The following is a 21,621-nucleotide window of genomic DNA, read 5'->3' as shown; positions in this document are numbered from 1 at the left end:
CCTAGCCGACCCGCTCGCGCCGACCGAGCAGACCCTGGGGCCTGAACAGCAGCATGAGGATCATCAGCGCCAGAGCCCATGCCTGCATGAGCTGCGACGGGAACCACAAAGTGGACAGCATGGCCACCAGGCCGACCGCCAGACCGCCGACCATCGCGCCGTAGGCCGTCCCAAGACCGCCCAGGATCACCGCCGCGAACATCAGCAGCAGCAGCCGGAAGCCCATCTCGTACTCCACGATCTCGCTCAGGCCGTAGAGCACACCGCCCAGCGCCGCCAGACCGCCGCCGAGTCCCCACACGTACAGGGTCACCCGGTCCACGTCGATACCCGACGACTCCGACAGGTCCCGGTTGTCCGACACCGCACGCATCGCCTTGCCGATCCGGGTGAACTGCAGCATGCACGCCACCGCCACCAGGACCAGCACCGACAGCCCCATGATCACCAGGTCGCGCGGCGGCAGCGAGATCGGCCCCAGATCGATCAGATCCTGGATCTGGTAACCCGCGTACTGGCTGCGCCCGACCCCGAAGACCACCAGGATCACGTGCCGCAGCACCAGCGCCAGCCCGATCGAGACGATGAACATCTGGATCAGCGCCACGTTGCGGTGCCGCAGCGGACGCCAGATGTAGCGCTCCATCCCGGCACCCAGCACCGCGCCCAGCAGGACGGCGATCACCGCCGCCCCCCACAGGGGCACCTGCCAGCCCACCGCGTCGCCCATCAGGCCCAGCGCCGTCGCCGCCACGACACCGAGAAGGATGGCCGACCACTGCCCGAGCAGCAGCGCCGTGCGCCCGATCCGGGTCTCGAAGAAGGCCCCCAGGGCCACGGCGACGGCCAGCCCCAGGAAGAGCGCCACCAGGGCGTTGCCCGTCCCCGACGCTCCCGTGCTGAACAGCAGGGCGACCATCGCACCGAAGGTGACCATGTCGCCGTGGGCGAAGTTGATCATCTTCGTGGTACCGAAGATCAGGGAGAGCCCGATCGCGGAGATCGCGATGACCAGGCCGTAGATGAGGCCCTTCACCCCGAGTTGGGCGAACCGCTCGCCGAAGCCGCCCTCGACCGACTCGGCCGCGAGCGACTCGCCCTCGACAGCGGTCTCCCCGCCGCTCTCGGAGGGCTCCGCCTCCCCGCTCTCGGAGGGCGAGGGGGAGCCCGACCCGGCGGCCTCGTCCGCCGGAACCAGGGCGACGATCAGGGGCCGCCGGTCACCGGCGTCGACCACGACCGTCGCCTCACCGTCGACCACGAGCGCGGTCTCCCGCACGGCGAACTCGCTGGGGATGGACTCCTGGTCCACCACGACGCGGTACTCCCCGGGTTCGGGCAGTTCCACTTCCCACATTCCATCAGGGCCGGTCTCGGCCGCCGCGATCTCGTCACCCCCCTGAAAGACGGAGATCACGATGCCCTCGACACCGTGATCCCTGTCCTCCGGCCGGGTGATCTGACCGTGCAGCCCCTCACCGCCCTGTTCGTCTGCCGTCGCCGCCTGCCCGGGGATCACCAGGATCGCGGTGATCAGGGCGAGCAGCACGGTCACGAGACGTGTGCGCACGCGCGCTCCTTGCGCATCGGAGGGTTGATCGGTACCGAATGCATGCGGCACCGTTGTCCAAAGCTGTTCGGTTGGGTGAGTTTAGCCCGATTTAGCCTGGCCGTTCAGCCCCACTCAGGCCACGTGATCCAACCGTCACCCCATCGTGCGCAAACGAGACCGAACCGGTACATATGCCGCATTGACCTGAACACACGTCAACCCGAAACGCGCAATACGGACGTCATCGTCAGTTTTCACCCCCGCCTCACAGAGGCGACGGACACGGGGCCGCACCCTACCGGGTGCGGCCCCGTGTCCGTCGGGGGTCTGGCGGTTCAGCCCTGCTGGCCGCCGAGCGTCTCGACCACCGTCTCGGCGACCTTGCGCATGGTCAGCCGACGGTCCATGGAGTTCTTCTGGATCCACCGGAAGGCCTCGGGCTCGCTCATGCCGTGGCGGCTCTGGAGCAGCCCCTTGGCCTGCTCGACGAGCTTGCGCGTCTCCAGGCGCTCCTGGAGGCTGCCCACCTCCGCCTCCAGGGCGGACAGCTCCGCGTAGCGCGAGACGGCCATCTCGATCGCCGGAACCAGGTCCGGCTTGGTGAAGGGCTTGACCAGGTAGGCCATGGCCCCCGCCTCACGCGCCCGCTCCACCAGCTCGCGCTGGGAGAAGGCGGTGAGGATCACCACGGGAGCGATCCGCTCCCCGGCGATGCGCTCGGCGGCGGAGAGGCCGTCGAGCACCGGCATCTTGATGTCGGTGATCACCAGGTCGGGCTTGAGCTCCTGGGCGAGACGGATCGCCGTCTCGCCGTCACCGGCCTCGCCGACGACGGCATAGCCGTCCTCTTCCAACATCTCCTTGAGGTCCAGGCGGATCAGGGCCTCGTCTTCCGCGATCACCACGCGGCTCTGCGTCGTCGTCACGTACACGAGGTTACCGAGATCCGCTACGATGTTGGACGTCGGGTTCGGCAAACCTCGTCAATCGTGACGCCAACGTTGACGGGCCACACCAACCCGACGGGGAACCCACCCCACACGAGTTCGGCCAAAACGGACAAATAGGCCGGAATGGCGGAAAGGCATACGCAGAGGTCTCAAACACCTCCGCCCGAAAGGGATTGTGGGTTCGAATCCCACTTCCGGCACTTCCTCGAACGAGCCGCCCACGGGCGGCTCTTCGTGTGCGAGAAGCACATCACCCAGGGCCACGGTTTGTCGTATGCGTGATCGATGCTTCACACCATGTATGCACGCGAGATCGTTGACGAGACCTTCCGGCTCAAAGCCCAAGGTCTGACCGACAAAGCCATCGCCGCCCAGTGCGGCGTCTCCGTCCAGGCCATCCGACACTGGCGCTACGGCAACCGCCGCAGCCCAGCAACCGAAGGCCCCCGCTCCGACCGCACAACCTACTGCCCGGAGTGCTCTGGTGGATCACTGCACCACGAGGCCTACGCCTATCTGCTGGGCGCCTACCTCGGCGACGGCCACATCACACAGAACAAGAACAGGCGTGGAATCCACGTGCTGTGGATCTTCTACGACCCCTCTCGCCTGACTCCTGACGGGTCCGCCCTCTCGATCCCCTGCCCACCACGCGCGGGCCCGCAGCCCCCGTTTCGGAACACTCCGCCCAGAACCGCTGTATCCACCCGGCCAGTTCCACCCCGATTGGACCCTTTGTCAGTTTCTGACGGGACGAGTGGGCTGAACCGGTCACATCCCGGCCACAACCTGGGTACAACCCGCGGGTTCGGGCTTCCCGCCCCCATTCCGTCGCCCATCCTGGTGGTGCAGACAGGACACCCATGGAGAGGAGCGACGGGTGCTGACCGCGATCGCCGGGGTGATCGGCGCGTTCGTCATCGGTACCTGGGTCGTCGTGGCCTGGGGCTCCCGACGCCGCCAGCCCTGGCTGCTGGCGCCCCTCGCCCTCCTCACGGTCGTGCTCGTCGCCCTCGACCAGCCGTTCTGGTCGTTCCTCCCGGCCGCGGCCCTGGCCGCCGGCTCCTTCGCCGAGCTGGTCATCGGCTCCCGTGAGGCCCCCACGCTCCGGACCAAGGACCCCGACGGTCCGTTGAGCACCGAACGCTGGGCCGCCGCCGTGGCCGCCCCTTACCGTGTGGCGGTCGCCGAACCCTGGGACGTGCTGGTGCGCCCCTCGCTGCGCCGCGGCTACCGGCGCATGCTGGAGTTGGAGTGGCGGGTGACCGACCGGGCGTCCCTGCTGGCCGCCGTGGAGTCGCTCCAGGAGGAGCTGCGCACGACGCCCACCCTGGACATGGTCATCGACCTGGATGCGGGGCAGGCGCGGCCGCGCCTGCCCCGGGAGCGGGGCGGCGGGGACGCCGGCCGGAGTGTGCGGCTCTCGGCGGAGCAGGTGGAGCGGCTGCGGACGGTCACGGCGGTTCCAGGCGGAGAGACCGAGCCGGGTGACGGTGCGGGTGTCTCCGGGGGCGGGGGCCGGACCGTGGTGGTGGGTGCCTACCAGTGGTGGAAGTCGGTGCACGTCATCCGGATGGTGTGTGCGGGTGCGACGCTGGACTGGCTGAGTCCGGGTGAGGCGCAGTCGCTGCTGCGGCGGGTGGCGTCGGACCTCCAGCGGCGGTACTCGTCGTGGCGGCAGTTGTGTGTGGCGTTCCACGCGGGGTATCTGCTGTGGCCGGACAAGGGTGTGGTGGACGACAGGAGCGGCACGGACCGGGTGTGGACGGCGCTGGGGCTGTTGACGGAGGATCCGCGGAGTCCGTGGAACCTGTTGCCGTGGGACATGCCGTTGGAGCGGGTGGTCTCGGAGGGCGGCGTGCCCTCGGGGCAGGAGAAGTAGGTCCGGGTGCGCGTCGGCCGCATCGGTTCCGGTGCGGGGCCGGGGGCGCGGCTCATACGCCCTGTTCGACCTCTCGCGACCGGACCTGATGCGGCCTCTTCATGATCCGGGTGCGCGGGGCGCCCGGGTCCTTCCGTGCGGCTGTGGTGTGTCTACTGGCTGTTCAGTGCGACGGCGTCGCCGAGTTTGTGGACGCGCAGGGAGTTGGTGGATCCCACGGTTCCGGGCGGGCTGCCGGCGACGATGACGACCTTGTCGCCCTTGGCGTACTCGCCCAGGCGCAGGAGTTCGTGTTCGACCTGGCGGACCATGTCGTCGGTGTTGTCGACCCAGGGGACGAGGCTGGTCTGGACGCCCCAGGTGAGGGAGAGCAGGCCGCGGGTGGTGTGCTCGGTGCTGAAGGCTAGGAGCGGGATGGGTGAGCGGTAGCGGGCCAGGCGCCGGGCGGTCTCGCCGGACATGGTGAAGGCGACGAGGGCCTTGGCTCCGACGGTGGCGCCGATCTCGGCGGCGGCGCGGGCGATGGCTCCGCCGGTGGTCTCGGGCACGCGGTTGAGGATGTGCGAGGCGCGCAGGGATTCCTGTTCGGCGGCGCCGACGATGCGGGCCATGGTCTGGACGGTTTCGACAGGGTACTTTCCGACGCTGGTCTCGCCGGAGAGCATGACGGCGTCGGCGCCGTCGAGGACGGCGTTGGCGACGTCGGAGGCCTCGGCGCGGGTGGGCCGGGGGGCGCTGATCATCGATTCGAGCATCTGGGTGGCGACGATGACGGGTTTGGCCTTGTCGCGGCAGCGTTCGATGGCGCGTTTCTGCACCATGGGGACGTTTTCGAGGGGGAGTTCGACGCCGAGGTCGCCGCGGGCGACCATGACGCCGTCGAAGACCTCGATGATGTCGTGGAGGCGTTCGACGGCTTGGGGTTTCTCGATCTTGGCGATGAGGGGGACGGTGATGCCCTCTTCGTCCATGATGCGGTGGCACTCTTCGGCGTCGGCGGGGCTGCGGACGAAGGAGAGGGCGACCATGTCGACGCCTTCGTGCAGGGCCCAGCGGAGGTCTTTCTCGTCCTTGTCGGTGAGTGCTGGGACGCTGACGGCGACGCCGGGGAGGTTGAGTCCCTTGTGGTTGGAGACGGGGCCGCCGTGGATGACGCGGGTGTGGACGTCGGTGGCGGTGGTCTTGGTGCATTCGAGGGCGATGCGGCCGTCGTCGATGAGGACGCGGTCTCCGGGGCGGACGTCGCCGGGGAGGTTCTTGTAGGTGGTGGAGACGCGGTCGGCGTTTCCGGGGGTGTCGTCGGTGGTGATGGTGAATTCGTCGCCGGGGGAGAGTTCGGCGGAGCCGTCGGCGAAGGTGCCGAGGCGGATCTTGGGGCCTTGGAGGTCGGCGAGGACGCCGACGGCGCGTCCGGCGGCTTCGGAGGCCTCGCGTAGCCGGGCGAGGTTGGCCCGGTGGTCGTCGTGGGTTCCGTGGCTGAGGTTGAGTCGCGCTACGTCCAGGCCGGCTTCGACGAGCGCGCGGAGGGTGTCCGGGCTCGAGGTGGCGGGGCCGAGGGTCGCGACGATCTTTGCTCGACGTGTCACGGGACTCACTCTAGAGCTTTTGTGGGATGGATTGGTCTAAACCAGGTTGCGATGGGCCGTCTGTCGGGCTTCACGGCGGCGAACGCGGTGGTGCGGTGGGGTGTCACTGGTCGGTTCGGGGGGTGGGCAGGCGGGTGCCGATGCGGCCGTAGGCGCGCAGGACGCGCAGGCGTTGGATGGTGAGCATGCCTTCGCGTTCGAGGGTAGCGGCGGGGTCCCAGGTGTCGTGGTGGCTGTCCCATCCGCCGTCGGGGCGCTGCTGCCGCTGGAATGTGTCGAGGTTGTGGGCGATGACGGTCTGGGTGAAGAGTGGTCGGGCGATGTGGTCGGGGCTGGGTGCGAGGTCGAGGGGGGTGTGGGTGCGGCTGTCGGGTGTGGGGTGTTCGTCGAATTCGGCGCGGATGATGGCGGAGAGGCGGTTGATGGCTTGGAGGGCGCGGGGCCGGTTGGGTGCGTACTGGAGGAAGTGGCAGATGCGGATGGCCTCTTCGGGGTGGGTCCAGCCCATGGAGTCGATGTGTTTCCAGCAGTAGGCGGTGGCGAGGTCGCGCCAGGGGTGGGTGATGCGGTGTTTGTGCAGGTAGGCGGTGATGGCGGCGGTGGCGCCGAGTGAGCTGATGTAGGGTTCGCCGGTTTGGAGCCAGGGAGCGGCCTCGGTGTTGCGGATGGTGGGTAGGACGTGGGGGATGTTGCCTTCGGGTCCGCTGATGCTGGTGAGGTAGCGGCAGATGCCGGAGCCGATGTTGTGCGGGATGGGGCCGAGTTCGTCGAGGTGGGCGAGGGCGAGTTCGGTGGCTGCGGGTTGGCTGGCGTGGCCGCGCATGTCGGGGTCGAGTCCGTTGCCGTAGCCGCCGTCGAGGTTGCGGTAGGCGGCGAGGGCGGAGCGGATGGGTGCCGCCGGGCCGTTCTGGAAGTGGTAGGCGAAGCGGTGGCGGTCGATGAGTCTGGCGCTGCGCATGGTGAAGTGTTCGGCGGCACGGAAGGCGTCCCAGGTCACGACGGTCATGGTGTTCACGGTACGGCGGCGGGCCCGGTTGGGTGAATGCTTCGGCGGGCAATATCCACGATCTTTACCCGGGCGGGCGGTGTGCCCGTCGGTGCAGTGTGATGGCGGCGAGTCCGATCCAGGAGAGGGCGACGAGGAGCGCTGTGGCGGCTTTGACGGTGATGAGGTGTTCGTCGGGGTAGAGGACACCGGTGAGGTAGTGGTCGATGAACCCGGCGGGGGCGAGGGGTTCGCGTCCGGAGCGGAGGCGGCCCCAGTTCTCCACGTGTGTGAGGGGGCAGGGCCAGCCGATGAGGGTGATGGCGAGGGCGTAGAGGGCGACGCACAGGTGGGGCCAGAAGGTGTGCGGCCACTTCCAGGCGAGGAAGCCGCCGAGGGCCACGTAGGCCAGGAACGCGAAGTGCAGGAGCATCGCGCTCTGGGCGAGCACGTGGTAGGCCATGCCTCCAGGTTAGGCAGTGTTCCTTTGGGCCTCCGCTCCGCTCCGGCCCGCCGCCCTCGCCGGTCCTAGGCGGGGGTGTGGTCCGGTTCCCGGTCCTGTGCGGCGGCTCGGCGTCGGCGGAGGACGAGGACGGCGAGGCCGGCCCAGGAGAGGGCGACGACGGCTCCGACGCCGACCTGGACGGCGACGAGTTGGTCTTCGGGGTAGATGACGCCGGTGAGGTAGTGGGCGATGAAGCCCTCTTGGTCGAGGCCTTCCTGGCCGGCGCGGAGGCGGCCCCAGTTCTCGACGTAGGTGAGCGGGCAGATCCAGCCGACGATGCTGATGGCGAGGCCGTAGAGGGCGACGCACAGGTGGAGCCAGAAGGTGCGCGGCCACTTCCAGGCGAGGAAGCCGCCGAGGGCCACGTAGAGGATGAAGGCCATGTGGAGCGCCATGGCCGCTTCGCCGACGATGTGGTAGATCATGTGTCCGTCCTGGGGGAGGGGGGTGGCTTGGGGGCCCAGGGGCAGCGGGGTGTGTGCTATGTCACGCCTGAACGAATTCTATGCCTTTATTGAATTTCTTCCCTTTTCGGGGTGGCGGTCCGGCACGGCCGCGCCACGTCACGGCAACGGTCGGGGAAGACGGCGGCGCCGGGCCCGGAGGGATCCCGGACCCGGCGCCACGGGTGCCGCGTGGGTCAGACGAGCGGGCGTTCGGTCGGCGGGATGGCGACCGGGAGCCTGCTGTCGTGTCCGAGGTAGCGGTCGACGCTCGCGGCGGCGGAGCGGCCCTCGGCGATCGCCCAGACGATGAGGGACTGGCCGCGGCCCATGTCGCCGGCGCAGAAGACGCCGTCGACGCTGGTGTGGTAGTCCCCGTCGCGGACGACGTTGCCCCGGTTGTCGAGGTCGACGCCGAGCTGGTCGATCATGCCCTCCTTCTGGGGGCCGACGAAGCCCATGGCGAGGGTGACGAGGTCGGCGGGGATCTCGCGCTCGGTGCCCTCGACGGGCTCGAAGCCCTTGTCGGTGCGCTTGACCTCGACGAGCTTGAGGGCGCGGACGCTGCCGTCGTCGTCCCCGATGAACTCCAGGGTGTTGACGGAGTAGATCCGCTTGCCGCCCTCCTCGTGGGCGCTGGTGACCTTGTACAGCATCGGCATGGTGGGCCAGGGCTGGTGGTCGGGGCGCTTGGCGGGGGGCTTGGGCATGATTTCGAGCTGGGTGACGGAGGCGGCGCCCTGGCGGTGGGCGGTGCCCACGCAGTCGGCACCGGTGTCGCCGCCGCCGATGACGATGACGTGCTTGCCCTCGGCGCTGATGGGCGGCTGCTCGTAGTCGCCCTCCTGCACCCGGTTGGCCAGGGGCAGGTACTCCATGGCCTGGTGGATGCCCTTGAGTTCGCGACCGGTGGCGGGCAGGTCGCGCCAGGCGGTGGCACCGCCGGTGAGGACGACGGCGTCGTTCTCGGCGCGCAGCTGCTCGGTGGTGATGTCGACGCCCACGTCGACGCCGGTGCGGAAGACGGTGCCCTCGGCGCTCATCTGGGCGAGGCGGCGATCGATGTGCCGCTTCTCCATCTTGAACTCGGGGATGCCGTAGCGGAGCAGGCCGCCGATGCGGTCGGCGCGCTCGTAGACGGTGACGTCGTGGCCGGCTCGGGTGAGCTGCTGGGCGGCGGCGAGTCCGGCGGGGCCGGAGCCGACGACGGCGACCTTCTTGCCGGTGCGGATGGCGGGGGGCAGGGGCTTGACCCAGCCCTCCTCCCACGCGCGGTCGATGATGGAGACCTCGACGTTCTTGATGGTGACGGCGGGCTGGTTGATGCCGAGCACGCACGCCGACTCGCACGGCGCGGGGCAGAGCCGCCCGGTGAACTCGGGGAAGTTGTTGGTGGCGTGCAGTCGCTCGATCGCCTCGGCCCAGTCGTGGGTGTAGACGAGGTTGTTCCACTCGGGGATGAGGTTGCCGAGCGGGCAGCCGTTGTGGCAGAAGGGGATGCCGCAGTCCATGCAGCGTGAGGCCTGCTTGGTGACGGTCCCCCGGTCGAAGTCCTCGTAGACCTCGCGCCAGTCCTGGATACGCACGTCCACGGGGCGGTGGGCGGGCAGTTCGCGTTCGGTGATCTTCAGGAAACCCTTGGGGTCAGCCATGGTGGTCGTTCCTCCTTTCGTGTTCGCTGACGCTCAGGACTGCGCGGAGGCCATGACGGCCTCGTTGACGTCGCGGCCCTCTCGTTCGGCCTCGGCCTGGGCGAGCAGGACCCTCTTGTAGTCGCGCGGCATGACCTTGGCGATGCGGGCGAGTCCGGCGGGGCCGGCGTCGAGGAGCCGTTCGGCGACGGCCGATCCGGTCTCGGCGCGGTGGCGGGTGAGGACGTCGGTGAGGAACGCGCGGTCGGTGTCGGTGAGTTCCTCGATGTCGACCATCTCGCCGTTGACGCGCTCGGCGTCGAGGTCGAGGACGTAGGCGACGCCTCCGGACATGCCGGCGGCGAAGTTGCGGCCGGTGCGTCCGAGGATGACGGCGCGTCCGCCGGTCATGTACTCGCATCCGTGGTCGCCGATGCCCTCGACGACGGCGGTGGCACCGGAGTTGCGGACGCAGAAGCGTTCGCCGGCGATGCCGCGGAGGAAGATCTCTCCGGAGGTGGCGCCGTAGCCGATGACGTTTCCGGCGATGATGTGGTCCTCGGCGACCAGGCGCGAGGCGGCGTCGGGGCGGACGGTGATGCGTCCGCCGGACAGGCCCTTGCCGACGTAGTCGTTGGCGTCGCCGTGGAGCCGGAGGGTGACGCCCCTGGGCACGAAGGCGCCGAAGGACTGTCCGGCCGATCCGGTGAAGGTGATGTCGATGGTGTTGTCGGGGAGGCCCTCGGCGCCGTGGCGCTTGGTGACCTCGTGGCCGAGCATGGTGCCGACGGTGCGGTTGACGTTGCGTACCGGCAGTTCCAGCGTGACGGGCTGGGCGTAGTCCAGGGCGCCCTCGGCGAGCTGGATGAGGGTGTTGTCCAGGGCCTTCTCCAGGCCGTGGTCCTGGTCGCGGGTGCGCAGGCGGTGGTCGCCGGCCCACGGTTCGACCTCGTGGAGGATGGGCTGCAGGTCCAGGCCCTGGGCCTTCCAGTGGTCGACGGCCTCGGTGGTGTCGAGGAGGTCGACGGCGCCGATGGCCTCGTCGAGGCTGCGGAAGCCGAGCTGGGCGAGGTACTCGCGGACCTCCTGGGCGATGAACTCGAAGAAGTTCACGACGTAGTCGGCCTTGCCGGAGAAGCGTTCGCGCAGGGTCGGGTTCTGCGTGGCGACGCCGACGGGGCAGGTGTCGAGGTGGCAGACGCGCATCATGACGCAGCCGGAGACGACGAGGGGCGCGGTGGCGAAGCCGTACTCCTCGGCGCCGAGCAGGGCGGCGACGATGACGTCGCGGCCGGTCTTCATCTGGCCGTCGGTCTGGACGACGATGCGGTCGCGCAGGCCGTTGAGCAGCAAGGTCTGCTGGGTCTCGGCGAGGCCGAGCTCCCAGGGCGTGCCGGCGTGCTTGAGGGAGTTCAGCGGCGAGGCGCCGGTGCCGCCGTCGTGGCCGGAGATGAGGACGACGTCGGCGTGGGCCTTGGACACGCCGGTGGCGACGGTTCCCACGCCCGCTTCGGAGACCAGCTTGACGTGGATCCGCGCGGAGGGGTTCGCGTTCTTGAGGTCGTGGATGAGCTGGGCGAGGTCCTCGATGGAGTAGATGTCGTGGTGGGGCGGCGGCGAGATGAGGCCGACGCCGGGGGTGGAGTGCCGGGTGCGGGCCACCCACGGGTAGACCTTGTGGCCGGGGAGCTGGCCGCCCTCGCCGGGCTTGGCGCCCTGGGCCATCTTGATCTGGATGTCGTCGGCGTTGGACAGGTAGTGCGAGGTGACGCCGAAGCGGCCGGAGGCGACCTGCTTGATGGCGCTGCGGCGCAGGTCGCCGTTGGCGTCGCGGGTGAAGCGGTCGGGGTCCTCGCCGCCCTCGCCGGTGTTGGACTTGCCGCCGAGGCGGTTCATCGCGATGGCGAGGGTCTCGTGGGCCTCGGCGGAGATGGAGCCGTAGGACATGGCTCCGGTGGAGAAGCGCTTGACGATCTCGGAGACGGGCTCGACCTCGTCGATGGGGACGGGTTCGCGCACGCCCTCCTTGAGGCGGAAGAGGCCGCGCAGGGTCATGAGCTTCTCGGCCTGGTCGTCGACCTTGGAGGTGTACTCCTTGAAGATCTCGTACTTGCGGGTACGGGTGGAGTGCTGGAGCTTGAAGACGGTCTCGGGGCTGAACAGGTGCGGTTCGCCCTCGCGGCGCCACTGGTACTCGCCGCCGACCTCCAGGCGCCGGTGGGCGCTGGGGTTGGCGTTGTGGGCGCGGCGGTGGCGGATGGCGACCTCTTCGGCGAGGACGTCGAAGCCGACGCCGCCCAGGCGGGACGTGGTGCCGGTGAAGCAGCGGTCGATGACGTCCGCGCCGAGGCCGAGGGCCTCGAAGATCTGGGCTCCGGTGTAGGAGCTGACGGTGGACACGCCGATCTTGGACATGATCTTCAGGACGCTCTTGCCGAACGCCTTGACGATGTTGGCCACGGCCTTGTCGGTGTCGATGCCGCCGATGACGCCGCGCTCGACGAGGTCGGCGACGGTGGCCAGCGTGAGGTAGGGGTTGACGGCGGAGGCCCCGTAGCCGATGAGCAGCGCCACGTGGTGGGGCTCGCGTACGTCGGCGGCCTCGACGAGCAGGCCGACCTCGGTGCGGGTCTTCTCGCGGACGAGGTGGTGGTGGACGGAGCCGGTGAGCAGCAGGGACGGGACGGGGGCACGCTGGGCGTCCGTTCCGCGGTCGCTGAGCACGAGGATGCGGGCGCCGTCGGCGATGGCCGCCGACACCTCGGCGTTGATCTCGTCGAGGCGGGCGGAGAGCGCGTCGCCGCCGCCGTCGACGGGGTAGGTGCCGTCGACGGTGAAGGTCTTCAGGGCGGGGTTGTCCCGGCCCGCGGCGATGATGGCGGCAAGCTGCGCCTGGTCGGCGACGGGTGTGGGCAGGACGAGGCGGCGGGTGTCGTCGGCCTCGGCCTGGAGGAGGTTGCCCTCGGCGCCCAGGAGGGTGGACAGGCTGGTGACCATCTCCTCGCGGATGGCGTCGAGCGGCGGGTTGGTGACCTGCGCGAAGTTCTGCGAGAAGTAGTCGAAGAGCTGGCGCGAGCGCTCGGAGAGGGCGGCGACGGGTGTGTCGGTGCCCATGGAGCCGATGGGCTCGGCGCCGGTACGGGCCATGGGGGTGAGGAGGATGCGCAGTTCCTCCTCGGTGTAGCCGAAGACCTGCTGGTGGAGCTTGAGGTCGGTGACGGGGGCGGGGTCGGCTGCGGGCAGGTCGTCGACGCGGACGAGGCCGTTGTCGATCCACTCCTGGTAGGGGTGCTGCGCGGCGAGTTCGGCCTTGAGCTCCTCGTCCTCGATGATGCGGCCCTGGGCGGTGTCGACGACGAAGATGCGGCCGGGCTGGAGGCGGCCCTTGCGGACGACGGTGGACTGCTCGATGTCGAGGACGCCGGCCTCGCTGGCCAGGACGACGAAGCCGTCGTCGGTGACCCAGTAGCGGCCGGGGCGCAGGCCGTTGCGGTCCAGGACGGCGCCGACGACGGTGCCGTCGGTGAAGGAGACGGAGGCGGGCCCGTCCCAGGGCTCCATGAGGGTGGAGTGGAACTCGTAGAACGCCCGGACGGCCGGGTCCATCTCGGTGTGGTTCTCCCACGGCTCGGGGATCATCATGAGCACCGAGTGGGGCAGGGAGCGGCCGCCGAGGTGGAGCAGTTCCAAGGCGTCGTCGAAGGACGCGGTGTCGGAGTCGTCGGGGTCGACGATGGGGAAGATGCGTTCGAGGTCGCCGGGGATGAGGTCGGTGGCGAGCTTGGCCTCGCGTGCGCGCATCATGTTCCGGTTGCCCTTGACGGTGTTGATCTCACCGTTGTGGGCGACGTAGCGGAACGGGTGGGCGAGCGGCCAGGACGGGAAGGTGTTGGTGGAGAAGCGGGAGTGGACCAGTGCCAGGCCGGAGGTGTAGCGCCGGTCGGACAGGTCGGGGAAGAACGGCTCCAGCTGCGGGGTGGTGAGCATGCCCTTGTAGGCGATGGTGCGCGGGGACAGGCTCGGGAAGTAGACGTCGGCCTCGTGCTCGGAGCGCTTGCGGACGCAGTAGGCGTAGCGCTCCAGGTCGATGCCGGTGAGGCCCTCGGTGGGGGTGCCCTCGGTGCCGCTGAGGAACAGTTGCTGGAAGGAGGGCATGACCTGGCGGGCGGCGGGGCCGCAGTACTGGGGTTCGAAGGGCACCTCGCGCCAGCCGAGAACGGTGAGGCCCTCCTCGGCGGCGATGCTGTTGATGCGCTTGACGGCGTCGGCGCGCTCGGCGGCGTCGGCGGGAAGGAAGCCGATGCCGGTGGCGTAGGCGCCGGCGTCGGGGAGCGGGAAGTCGCAGACCTCGGTGTAGAGGTCGTGGGGGACCTGGGTGAGGATGCCCGCGCCGTCACCGTCGTCGGGGTCCGCACCGGCCGCACCTCGGTGGTCGAGGTTGCGCAGGACGGTGAGCGCCTTCTGGACGGTGTCGTGGCTGCGGCGGCCGTTGAGGTCGGCGACGAAGCCCACACCGCAGGCGTCGTGCTCGAAGGCGGGGTCGTACAGGCCCTGGGACGGGTTTTCCGGGTTCGTTCGGACGGACGAACGCCGCACCTGAGCAGCAGGCATCTACCCTCCAGTCGTCTTGCGTCGGCTTCGTAAAGCGCATCCGGGACGACGTTGGCCCTGCTGCGTGAGTCTTCGTTCGTGGCCGCTGCGGGGCGGCCTCCCGCTGCCGGGGTGCCGTTTCTCCGCTTCCGGGCTCGTGGCCACGTCCTCGTGGCGCCGGTGGCGGGCGGTTCCCGTGTGCGGGCAGGTTCTCTTATACAGGCTGGTCCGAATGCGAGCGAATCGCAGGTCTAGACCATGTGACGCTGTGGTGCGCGGTCTTGTTCCCGGGGTGTGCCCCCGCGGTGGGGGCGGCACCCGTGTCCCTCTCGGAGCGTGTTCTTCCGATGAGAGCTGGCCTAGCCGGTTTTTCCACTAGGAAACCCTGCTAAACCTAACAAAGCGGGTAAAAACCCAACCCAGCGCCGGATTCATACACACGGAACGTGAGCACGACGTGCCGCATGTCCACATTACCCGGGTGTTAACGCCGCCTCCAAGCGGCCCCCCGCCCAGCGCCGAGTGATATCTCCCTCATCGGACCGAACCGCCCTGACCTGCGCCTTACGGTCCGGGGCCGCACACGTGGGACGATCGGTGTATGCCAGGACACCCGACATCCCCCGGCCCGGAGGACCCAGGAGCCGTGAACCAGCGCACCAAGGCCCACAGCCCACCACGGGCGGTCCGCGACAGCGGCGTCGGCCTGCTTCCCGAGGCGGCACGGCGTGTGCTGCTGGGCTACGGCGTGGACGCTCCGCGTGTCCGCCGTATCCTGGCCCTGCTCTCCGACGGCCGGTGGTGGAGCGCCGACGACCTCGTCCGAGCCTGTTCCGTCGCCCACTCCGTGGTCACCGCCGTGCTGCGGGATCTGCGCGAGGCCGAGGAGCTGGACGCGGAGACGGGTGACGGCCGCCGCAGGGTGCGGCTGCTGCGCCCCGCCGACTACCACGGTGCCGCGGGCGACGAACTCGCCGACCCGGTGGCGCACCTGCTCCCGCTCTACGCCCGCGCGGCGACCGTCCTGACACGGGCGGTGCGCCAGGCTCCCGCCTCCGACCTGGACCTGGATCACGTGGCGGCGACCGCGCACACCGCGCTGCGGCGCGCGCTGCTGCTCAACACCCGGTTCGACCTGAGCGACCGCACCCTCCTGTGCGTGGGCGACCACGACCTGACCTCGATCGCCGTGGCGCTGGTGTCGCCGGGGACGCGGGTGGAGGTGGTGGACGTGGACGAGCGCGTCCTGGCCCACATCGACGCCGTGGCGGCCGAGGAGGGGCTCATCGTGCGCACCCACTTCGCGGACCTGCGGCTGGGGCTGCCCTCCACGCTGCACGGCTGTGCCGACGTGGTCTTCACCGACCCGCCCTACACCCCGGACGGGGTGGAGCTGTTCGTGCGGCGCGGTCTGGAAGGGATGGCCGATCCGCGCCGGGGCAGGGTCCTGGTGGCCTACGGGGCCAGTGAGACCACACCGCGTCTGGCGGCCACGACGCAGGCGCGGATGGTGCGCATGGACCTGCTGGTGGAGGCGGTGTGGCCAGACTTCAACCAGTACCACGGGGCGGAGTCGATCGGGGCCGCCTCCGACCTATACGTCCTGCGACCCCTGACGCGGGTCCCGGCCCGTGCCTCTTCCGACTCGGCGCGCGTGTACAGCCAGGGCGCCAACGCCAAGGAGTCGCGCGGCGGTATGGACGCCGACCTGGCGCGGGGCGTGCTCGACGCGGTGTCGGCGGACCTGGGCGGCGGGGCGGGCCGGCGCGATGTGACGCTGGTCGGCGACTGGCCGCAGGAGGAGGCCGCCGGGCGGGTCCGGCTGTCCACGTGGCTGGCCTCCCCCGTCTCCGCTTCGGAGCACGCGGTGATCAACCTCGTGGGCGGGTGGGAGCGCCTGCTGTCTCGGGCCGCCCTGGCGTCGTCCTCCGACACGGTGTACGCCGTCGTGCCCTCCTCCGCGGAGGCGGTGCGGGACCAGGCCGGGCAGCGGGCCCTGCGCGCCCTGGTCGAACCGCGCTTCGAGGTGCGCTTCCTGCGGGGGTTCGGCGGCCGCCACCTGACGGCGGTACGCCTGACGCGGCACCCGGATCCGGATACGCCCGTCGAGCGGCTGCTGGTCCACGTGCAGGAGCGCGCCCACGGGATGGTGCGGGCGACGCTGCGCGGCGGGCTGGCGGAGGTCGCGGCGTGGACGGGGCGACCGATCAACAAGCGCTCCTCCCGGCACGCGGTGGCCTCCGCTCCGCCGTGGCTGTCCGGGCACACACTGCTGGACCTGCCCGGGCACCGGTTGGCGGCGCTTCCGGGCGTGGCGGAGGAGCTGGTGCTGCGGTTGGAGGCCGACGACCAGTGGTGAGGGCGGCCGGGCCGTACACGGCCCAGCTGTGCGGGGCCTACTGCCCCAGGCCTGTGCCGTCCGTGGCGGCGTCCTCACCGGTTCCGGTCCCGCCGGTGTCGGTGGTCCCCTCGTCGAGGGTGACCATCCGCCGGTAGAGCGGGTCGCGGACGTTGGCCAGGGCCACGAGCGGTCCGGCCAGACTCACCCGCTCCTCCACGGATTCGGAGTCGGTGGGCTGGACCCAGACCACGACGAGGTAGTGGCCGCTGACGATCGCGTCGGCCGCACTGTAGCCCTGGCCGAGGCGGTCGAAGGGGGCCTCCCCGGAGGGCGGGAGCACGAAGCCGCGGGCGGCCGCCGCCTGGGTCTCGTCCTCGGGGTCGGCCATCGCGGCGGCCAGGTCGCGGCTGCCCTCGGTGTCGGCGAGGTTGAACACCGCGGTGACGCCGAAGTAGTCGTCGGAGACGTAGGTGGCGCGAGCGGCCTGGCTGCATCCAGCGGAGGCCAGGACGTCGGCGATCTGCTGCCCCCACACCGCCGACTCGCAGGCCTCGGTGAGGTCGGAGTCGCGCAGGATGAAGTCGATGTCCTGGCTGGAGATCTCGGCGTTGTGCCGCTCGAACAGCTCAGACTCGTTGAGGGGGCGGTTGTCGGTCTCCCGGGAGGCCAGCACCTCGTTCATGCGCCCGGTGTCCACCGTCCGGTACACCTCGGGACGGGTCTGCACGGGTTCGCCGTCGGAGGCGCCCTCGTCGAAGGGTCCGAAGTAGACCACGGCGCCCGCGGCGGCCAGGGCCAGGACCAGCAGTCCGCACACGAGGGCGATGACGGGCCCGCGGCGGCTCCGCTGCTTCCTCCGTCCCCCAGCCCGGCGGCGTCCGCCCGGACGCGTGCTCTCGGGGGACCCGTCGGGGGCGTCGTCCCCCCTCCGCCGCCCCGAGGGCCGGGGCGCCGACGGTTCGGCTGGTTCCTGCGCGGAACCCTGCGGGAGGGACCGCCTGTTTTCCGGGTACATCGAGCCTCGAATGTGTGGACGTCGGTCGGGTCGCGCGCGGCGCACGGACCGGGGCGGCCCGCGAGTGCCTCCCCCACTGGGAGGATACGGGGGTGCGGGCGGCGCCCCGTCACGGGTCCGGGCCGGCCACACGGTGTGACCGGCCCGGAGGCGCTCAGGGCGATCTGTCCGGAATCTTACCGGGACGCCCGGGGCGGAGGTAGAGCGTCCGAGCGGCTACTCCTCCCGGCCGGCGGCCACGACCTCCTCGTAGGGCAGCAGCACGGTGTTCATGGCCGCCACGCTCAGGGTGGCCATGTCGGTGTCGTCACCGGGCGCCGACCCGTCGGTCTGCGCGACCCAGTACACGGCGAGGTAGTGGCCCATCACCTGGGTGGAGGCCTGGCTGTAGCCCTCCTCCAGACCGGGGGCGTCGCCGGTGTCGGGGAGCACGAACCCGGCGCCGGACTCGGCGTTGCCCGGGTCCAGTGCCTCGGCCACCCGCTGGGCGCTCTCGGTGTCGACGAGGTCGAACAGCGTCACCTGGGCGACGTAGCGGTCCTCGGAGTCGGTGTAGACGCCGGTGGCGGCGCTGGAGCAGTTAGCGTCGATCAGGCTCTGGCCGACGCCCTCGCCCCACACCAGGGAGGTGCAGGAGTCGGTGACCCGTCCCTCGTCGAGCTGGAGCGCCATCCCGTTGACCTCGACGTCCTCGACGCCGCCGAAGACGGCGTCCTCGGTCATCGGCTCGGCGCCCTCGGGGCGCTCGGCGATGGGGCCGAAGGTGTCCTCGCTGTTGGGTTCAGCGCGGAACTGCTGCGGGGTGAGGGTGCTGTGGCCCTCGGGCGGGGCGGCGACGGCGTCCTCGCCGTCGACCAGGGCGCCCCCCGACCCGCTGAAGAGCTGGTAGACCAGCAGGCCCAGGAGGATGAGCAGGGCGACCCCGAAGGCTCCGAAGAGGGTGGTCAGGACGGCGGTGCCGCGCTTGCGCCGGTTCTGCTCGGCGAGCGTGTACACGATCTGGTTGGGCCGGTCCTTGAGCACGGAGACGCGCTTGATGGCCGAGGCGGAGAAGGCCGAGGCCCTGTCCGTTCCGGCGCGGGCGGCCTTGGCGGCCCTTGCGGGGCCGGAACTCTTGCGGCGGGACCCCCGGGACCTGCGGCGCCCTCCGGCGGCGGAGGTGCCCTCCTGCGCGGAGCGGCGCCGCGATCCGGCACCCGTGCGGGTGTGGCCGTAGTCGGCGGAGAAGTCCTCGTTGGGGTCGTAGTCGGAGGCCTCGTCGGCGCGGTGGGCTCGTCGGTCTGACACGGACTCAGCTCTGCTCACGGTTCTTCTCAATCGTCAACCCGTGGTCTGCTCGGTAGGTACAGGAGACACTCCGCGGCGGACCGGACACGGGCCCGGCCGGCCGGATGGGATGTTCGGGTGGCCCTGGTTACTCGGGCTTCGACCTGGAGTCGTCTTCCGTGCCTGTGTCGGAGGCGCCTTCGTCGGCGCCCTGCTCCGTCGAGCCCTGGCTACTAGATCGCTCAGGGGTCGGGTGATATTCCGTTCCGGCCTCGGCGGGGTCGCCGCCGTCGGTGCCGGATCCCGTCTCCTCCGCGTCCACGGCGCTGTAGACGGTGCCGTCGTCGGCTGTCTCACCCCCGCCTGTGGCGCCGAACACCTGGGTTCCGGCGTCGTGGCCGTGCGGGACGACGGCGGTGGAGAAGGAGTCCAGGCGGCGTCCGGCCCAGAGGAAGTAGGCGAGGGCGCCGAGGAAGACCGCGATGGAGGTCCAGTTGTTCAGGCGCAGTCCGAGGAAGTCGTTGGCCGGGTCCACGCGCAGGTACTCGATCCAGAACCGGCCGGCGCAGTAGCCCATGATGTAGAGGGCGAAGAGGCGTCCGCCGCCGAGCCGGTGCTCGAAGCGGCGTCCCAGGTAGGCGAGGAGGACGGCCAGGCCCAGACACCACAGGGACTCGTAGAGGAACGTGGGGTGGTAGGTGAACTCACCGGGGGTCATGCCCGGCCGCAGTCCGCCGTCGGGGTAGGGGTCGATGCGCAGGGCCCAGGGCAGGTCGGTGGGGGCACCGAACAGTTCCTGGTTGAAGTAGTTGCCCCAGCGGCCCAGGGCCTGGGCGAGCGGGATGGTGGGGGCGATGGCGAAGGAGAGCTTGGACATGGACAGCCCGCGCCTGCGGGCGACCAGCCAGACGCCGAGGGCGCCCATGGGGATGGCGCCCCAGATGCCGAGCCCGCCGTTCCACACGTACAGGGCCTGGACGGGGTCGCGGCCGGGGCCGAAGTAGAGCTGGGCGTCGCTGATGACGTGGTAGAGCCGTCCGCCGATGAGGCCGAGGATGACGGCCCACACTGCCATGTCCAGGATGGTGCCCTTCTCACCCCCCATGGCGGCCCAGCGGCGTTCACTCCAGAACACGGCGGTGATGACGCCGGCCAGGATGCACAGGGCGTAGAAGTGGATCTCGAAGGGGCCGAAGAGGTGGATCGAGTTCACCTGGGGGCTGGGGATGGCCGCGAGGGCACGGCCGTACTCGGCCGTGCCCTCAGGGGCTGTCGACAACGGTGTCACTGCTCTGCTCTCGGGTTCGCCCCGGGTTCGGGGGTGTCGTCAGGGAGGGCTAGTCGGTGCCACCCCCGTCGGTCAACGGCTCGGTCCCGACCTCGCCGGGGGCCGCGTCGTCGATCGCGCCGCGGAGCCCGCGGACCGTCATGGTCGTGGTGTTGTCGAGCAGCTCACCGTTGATGTAGACGGAGGGTGTGGCGCGGAAGGCGTTCTCTCCGCTGTAGCGAGTGTAGGCGTTCCCGGTGGCCTCGATGATCTCGCCGGTGTAGGTCCCCTCCAGGAAGGACGGGTCGTGCCCGTTGTCGGCACCCCAGTCGAGCAGGTCGGTGAGGGGCATGGCGGCGACCTCGTCCTGGCCGAGCTGTTCGACGGCGTCGGCGGTGAGGGCGGGCAGGAACTCGCCGGTGAAGCGGTCGACGGTCCCGGCCTCGGCGTCGACGCGCTCGCCGAACTCGGCGGCCGCCCCCTCGGGGGCGTCGGTCTCGGCGAACAGCTCCTTGAGCTGCTGGGGGGTGAACCCCTCGGAGCCCTCGGTGGGCTGGTTCTCGAAGAGCAGGTCGTTGTACTGGACGAAGACGCCCTGGTCGGCGGCGGCCCGGGCGGCGGCAGCGGCGCGCAGGGAGTTGCCGCTGATGGGTTCGGGCTGCTGGGCGAAGATGCTCACGGGCCGGAAGTGGACGATGGCCTCGCCCAGGGCGGCCTTCTCCTGGAGGAGGTCGCCGTTGAGCAGTTCGAACTGGCGGCAGGCGGGGCACTGGTAGTCGGCGTAGACCTCGACGACGGGCGCTTCGGCGCCGGGTTCGGCCATGACGACGCTGCCGTCGGCCTGGAGGGTCTGCGGGGCGAGGCCGCCGTCGTAGTCGGCGCCGCTGCTGTCGAGGTTGAGGATGACGTAGCCGACCCCGACGACGAGGGCGACGACACCGGCGGCGATCAGGGCGACGGTGAGGCCGCGCTTGCGTGCGGCAGCGCGCTGGTCCTTCTCCCGCTGCTGCCTGAGCCGCTCGCGTGAGCGTCGGCGCGCTTCACTGCCCATGCTTTCTTCCCTCTTCTGCGTCTGGTCGTGCGTCACCGGAAAACTCCAAGGGCTCGGTCGAGTGCGAAGGGCGATCGCGGCCAGAGGGCTATGAAGGCACCCATGGCCATGAAGGCGATGTCGCGGGCGATGTCCAGGCCGTACCGGGTGTCCTCGGGAGCGACCTGGCCGCCGCCGCCGAAGCAGCCGCAGTCGATGTTGAGTCCCCTGGCCATGGCCGAGACGATCCCGGCGATGAAGACGAGCATGAGCAGGGCGCTGGCGGCTCCGACGTAGCGCGTGGCGAGCCCGGCGAGGAGGAGCAGGGCCAGCGCGAGTTCGAAGAGGGGGAGGGTGTAGCCGATGAGGCGGGCGATGTCGGTGGGGAAGAGGTCGTAGGCCTCCACGGCCTGGACCGACATCGCGGGCGGGTACTTGGTGACGGCGGCGAGGATGAGGACGGCGGCGAGGCCCACCCGGCATGCGAGGGTGAGCCAGGGCTGGACCGTCTCCCAGCGGGACGGGGGCGGGGTGTCCTCGTGGCGGTCCTCGGCGTGGGTGTCGCCTGTGTCCATCAT

The 21,621-nt window shown here is 70.3% G+C and carries 15 protein-coding genes and 1 tRNA gene; 3 read left to right on the top strand and 13 right to left on the bottom strand.

Annotated elements, in window-relative coordinates; translation table 11 throughout:
* Nucleotide 1 precedes the first annotated feature (1 nt).
* The gene (locus tag ACFHWE_RS17020; protein ID WP_416602633.1) at nucleotides 2-1,570 is read right to left on the bottom strand and encodes a branched-chain amino acid ABC transporter permease; all 1,569 of its coding nucleotides are present in this window, start codon (nucleotides 1,568-1,570) and stop codon (nucleotides 2-4) included.
* Nucleotides 1,571-1,887: 317 nt separating this feature from the next.
* Nucleotides 1,888-2,457, bottom strand: a complete 570-nt coding sequence (locus tag ACFHWE_RS17015) for an ANTAR domain-containing response regulator (protein WP_416602659.1) — start codon at nucleotides 2,455-2,457, stop codon at nucleotides 1,888-1,890.
* A 162-nt stretch (nucleotides 2,458-2,619) separates the two neighbouring features.
* Between ACFHWE_RS17015 and ACFHWE_RS17010 the strand changes: the two genes are divergently transcribed.
* Together ACFHWE_RS17010 and ACFHWE_RS17005 are read left to right on the top strand one after the other, a co-directional pair.
* Nucleotides 2,620-2,702: transfer RNA gene (locus tag ACFHWE_RS17010), tRNA-Leu, on the top strand.
* A 680-nt stretch (nucleotides 2,703-3,382) separates the two neighbouring features.
* A complete protein-coding gene (locus tag ACFHWE_RS17005) occupies nucleotides 3,383-4,384 on the top strand; it encodes a DUF1266 domain-containing protein (protein ID WP_416602632.1) in 1,002 nt (333 codons plus the stop codon).
* A gap of 152 nt (nucleotides 4,385-4,536) precedes the next feature.
* Here the strand turns inward: ACFHWE_RS17005 and pyk are convergent, their stop codons facing one another.
* From pyk to gltB, 6 genes are all read right to left on the bottom strand, one after another.
* Nucleotides 4,537-5,970 carry a pyruvate kinase gene (pyk, locus tag ACFHWE_RS17000; protein ID WP_416602631.1) on the bottom strand — a complete coding sequence of 478 codons (1,434 nt, stop codon included), beginning with the start codon at nucleotides 5,968-5,970 and terminating at the stop codon, nucleotides 4,537-4,539.
* Between the two features lie 103 nt (nucleotides 5,971-6,073).
* Nucleotides 6,074-6,967, bottom strand: coding sequence for a prenyltransferase (locus tag ACFHWE_RS16995; RefSeq protein WP_416602658.1), 894 nt, complete (start codon nucleotides 6,965-6,967; stop codon nucleotides 6,074-6,076).
* A gap of 73 nt (nucleotides 6,968-7,040) precedes the next feature.
* Nucleotides 7,041-7,418 carry a DUF2784 domain-containing protein gene (locus ACFHWE_RS16990; protein WP_416602630.1) on the bottom strand — a complete coding sequence of 126 codons (378 nt, stop codon included), beginning with the start codon at nucleotides 7,416-7,418 and terminating at the stop codon, nucleotides 7,041-7,043.
* Between the two features lie 65 nt (nucleotides 7,419-7,483).
* Nucleotides 7,484-7,885, bottom strand: a complete 402-nt coding sequence (locus tag ACFHWE_RS16985) for a DUF2784 domain-containing protein (RefSeq protein ID WP_416602629.1) — start codon at nucleotides 7,883-7,885, stop codon at nucleotides 7,484-7,486.
* 215 nt (nucleotides 7,886-8,100) lie between these two features.
* The gene (locus ACFHWE_RS16980; protein ID WP_416602628.1) at nucleotides 8,101-9,555 is read right to left on the bottom strand and encodes a glutamate synthase subunit beta; all 1,455 of its coding nucleotides are present in this window, start codon (nucleotides 9,553-9,555) and stop codon (nucleotides 8,101-8,103) included.
* A 33-nt stretch (nucleotides 9,556-9,588) separates the two neighbouring features.
* Nucleotides 9,589-14,145: a glutamate synthase large subunit gene (gene gltB / locus ACFHWE_RS16975; protein WP_416602627.1), complete on the bottom strand. Its 4,557-nt coding sequence runs from the start codon at nucleotides 14,143-14,145 to the stop codon at nucleotides 9,589-9,591.
* 580 nt (nucleotides 14,146-14,725) lie between these two features.
* On the opposite strand from gltB, the gene ACFHWE_RS16970 reads away from it, so the two are divergent.
* Nucleotides 14,726-16,483 carry a bis-aminopropyl spermidine synthase family protein gene (locus tag ACFHWE_RS16970; RefSeq protein WP_416602626.1) on the top strand — a complete coding sequence of 586 codons (1,758 nt, stop codon included), beginning with the start codon at nucleotides 14,726-14,728 and terminating at the stop codon, nucleotides 16,481-16,483.
* Nucleotides 16,484-16,520: 37 nt separating this feature from the next.
* Here the strand turns inward: ACFHWE_RS16970 and ACFHWE_RS16965 are convergent, their stop codons facing one another.
* From ACFHWE_RS16965 to ACFHWE_RS16945, 5 genes are all read right to left on the bottom strand, one after another.
* Nucleotides 16,521-17,282 carry a hypothetical protein gene (locus tag ACFHWE_RS16965; protein WP_416602625.1) on the bottom strand — a complete coding sequence of 254 codons (762 nt, stop codon included), beginning with the start codon at nucleotides 17,280-17,282 and terminating at the stop codon, nucleotides 16,521-16,523.
* Nucleotides 17,283-17,696: 414 nt separating this feature from the next.
* Nucleotides 17,697-18,767 (bottom strand): hypothetical protein, encoded by a 1,071-nt coding sequence (locus ACFHWE_RS16960; RefSeq protein ID WP_416602624.1) that lies wholly within the window; start codon nucleotides 18,765-18,767, stop codon nucleotides 17,697-17,699.
* 127 nt (nucleotides 18,768-18,894) lie between these two features.
* Nucleotides 18,895-20,034, bottom strand: coding sequence for a prolipoprotein diacylglyceryl transferase (lgt, locus tag ACFHWE_RS16955; RefSeq protein ID WP_416602623.1), 1,140 nt, complete (start codon nucleotides 20,032-20,034; stop codon nucleotides 18,895-18,897).
* A 49-nt stretch (nucleotides 20,035-20,083) separates the two neighbouring features.
* Nucleotides 20,084-21,064, bottom strand: a complete 981-nt coding sequence (locus ACFHWE_RS16950) for a DsbA family protein (protein ID WP_416602622.1) — start codon at nucleotides 21,062-21,064, stop codon at nucleotides 20,084-20,086.
* A 32-nt stretch (nucleotides 21,065-21,096) separates the two neighbouring features.
* Entirely contained in the window at nucleotides 21,097-21,618 is a 522-nt protein-coding gene (locus ACFHWE_RS16945; RefSeq protein ID WP_416602657.1) for a MauE/DoxX family redox-associated membrane protein, read from the bottom strand.
* Nucleotides 21,619-21,621 lie beyond the last annotated feature (3 nt).

This window comes from Nocardiopsis sp. LOL_012 (genome assembly GCF_048060475.1).
In the GTDB taxonomy this organism is placed as follows: domain Bacteria; phylum Actinomycetota; class Actinomycetes; order Streptosporangiales; family Streptosporangiaceae; genus Nocardiopsis.
Note: the sequence above shows the minus strand (reverse complement) of the source record. Positions and strands in the feature narration are given on the sequence as shown.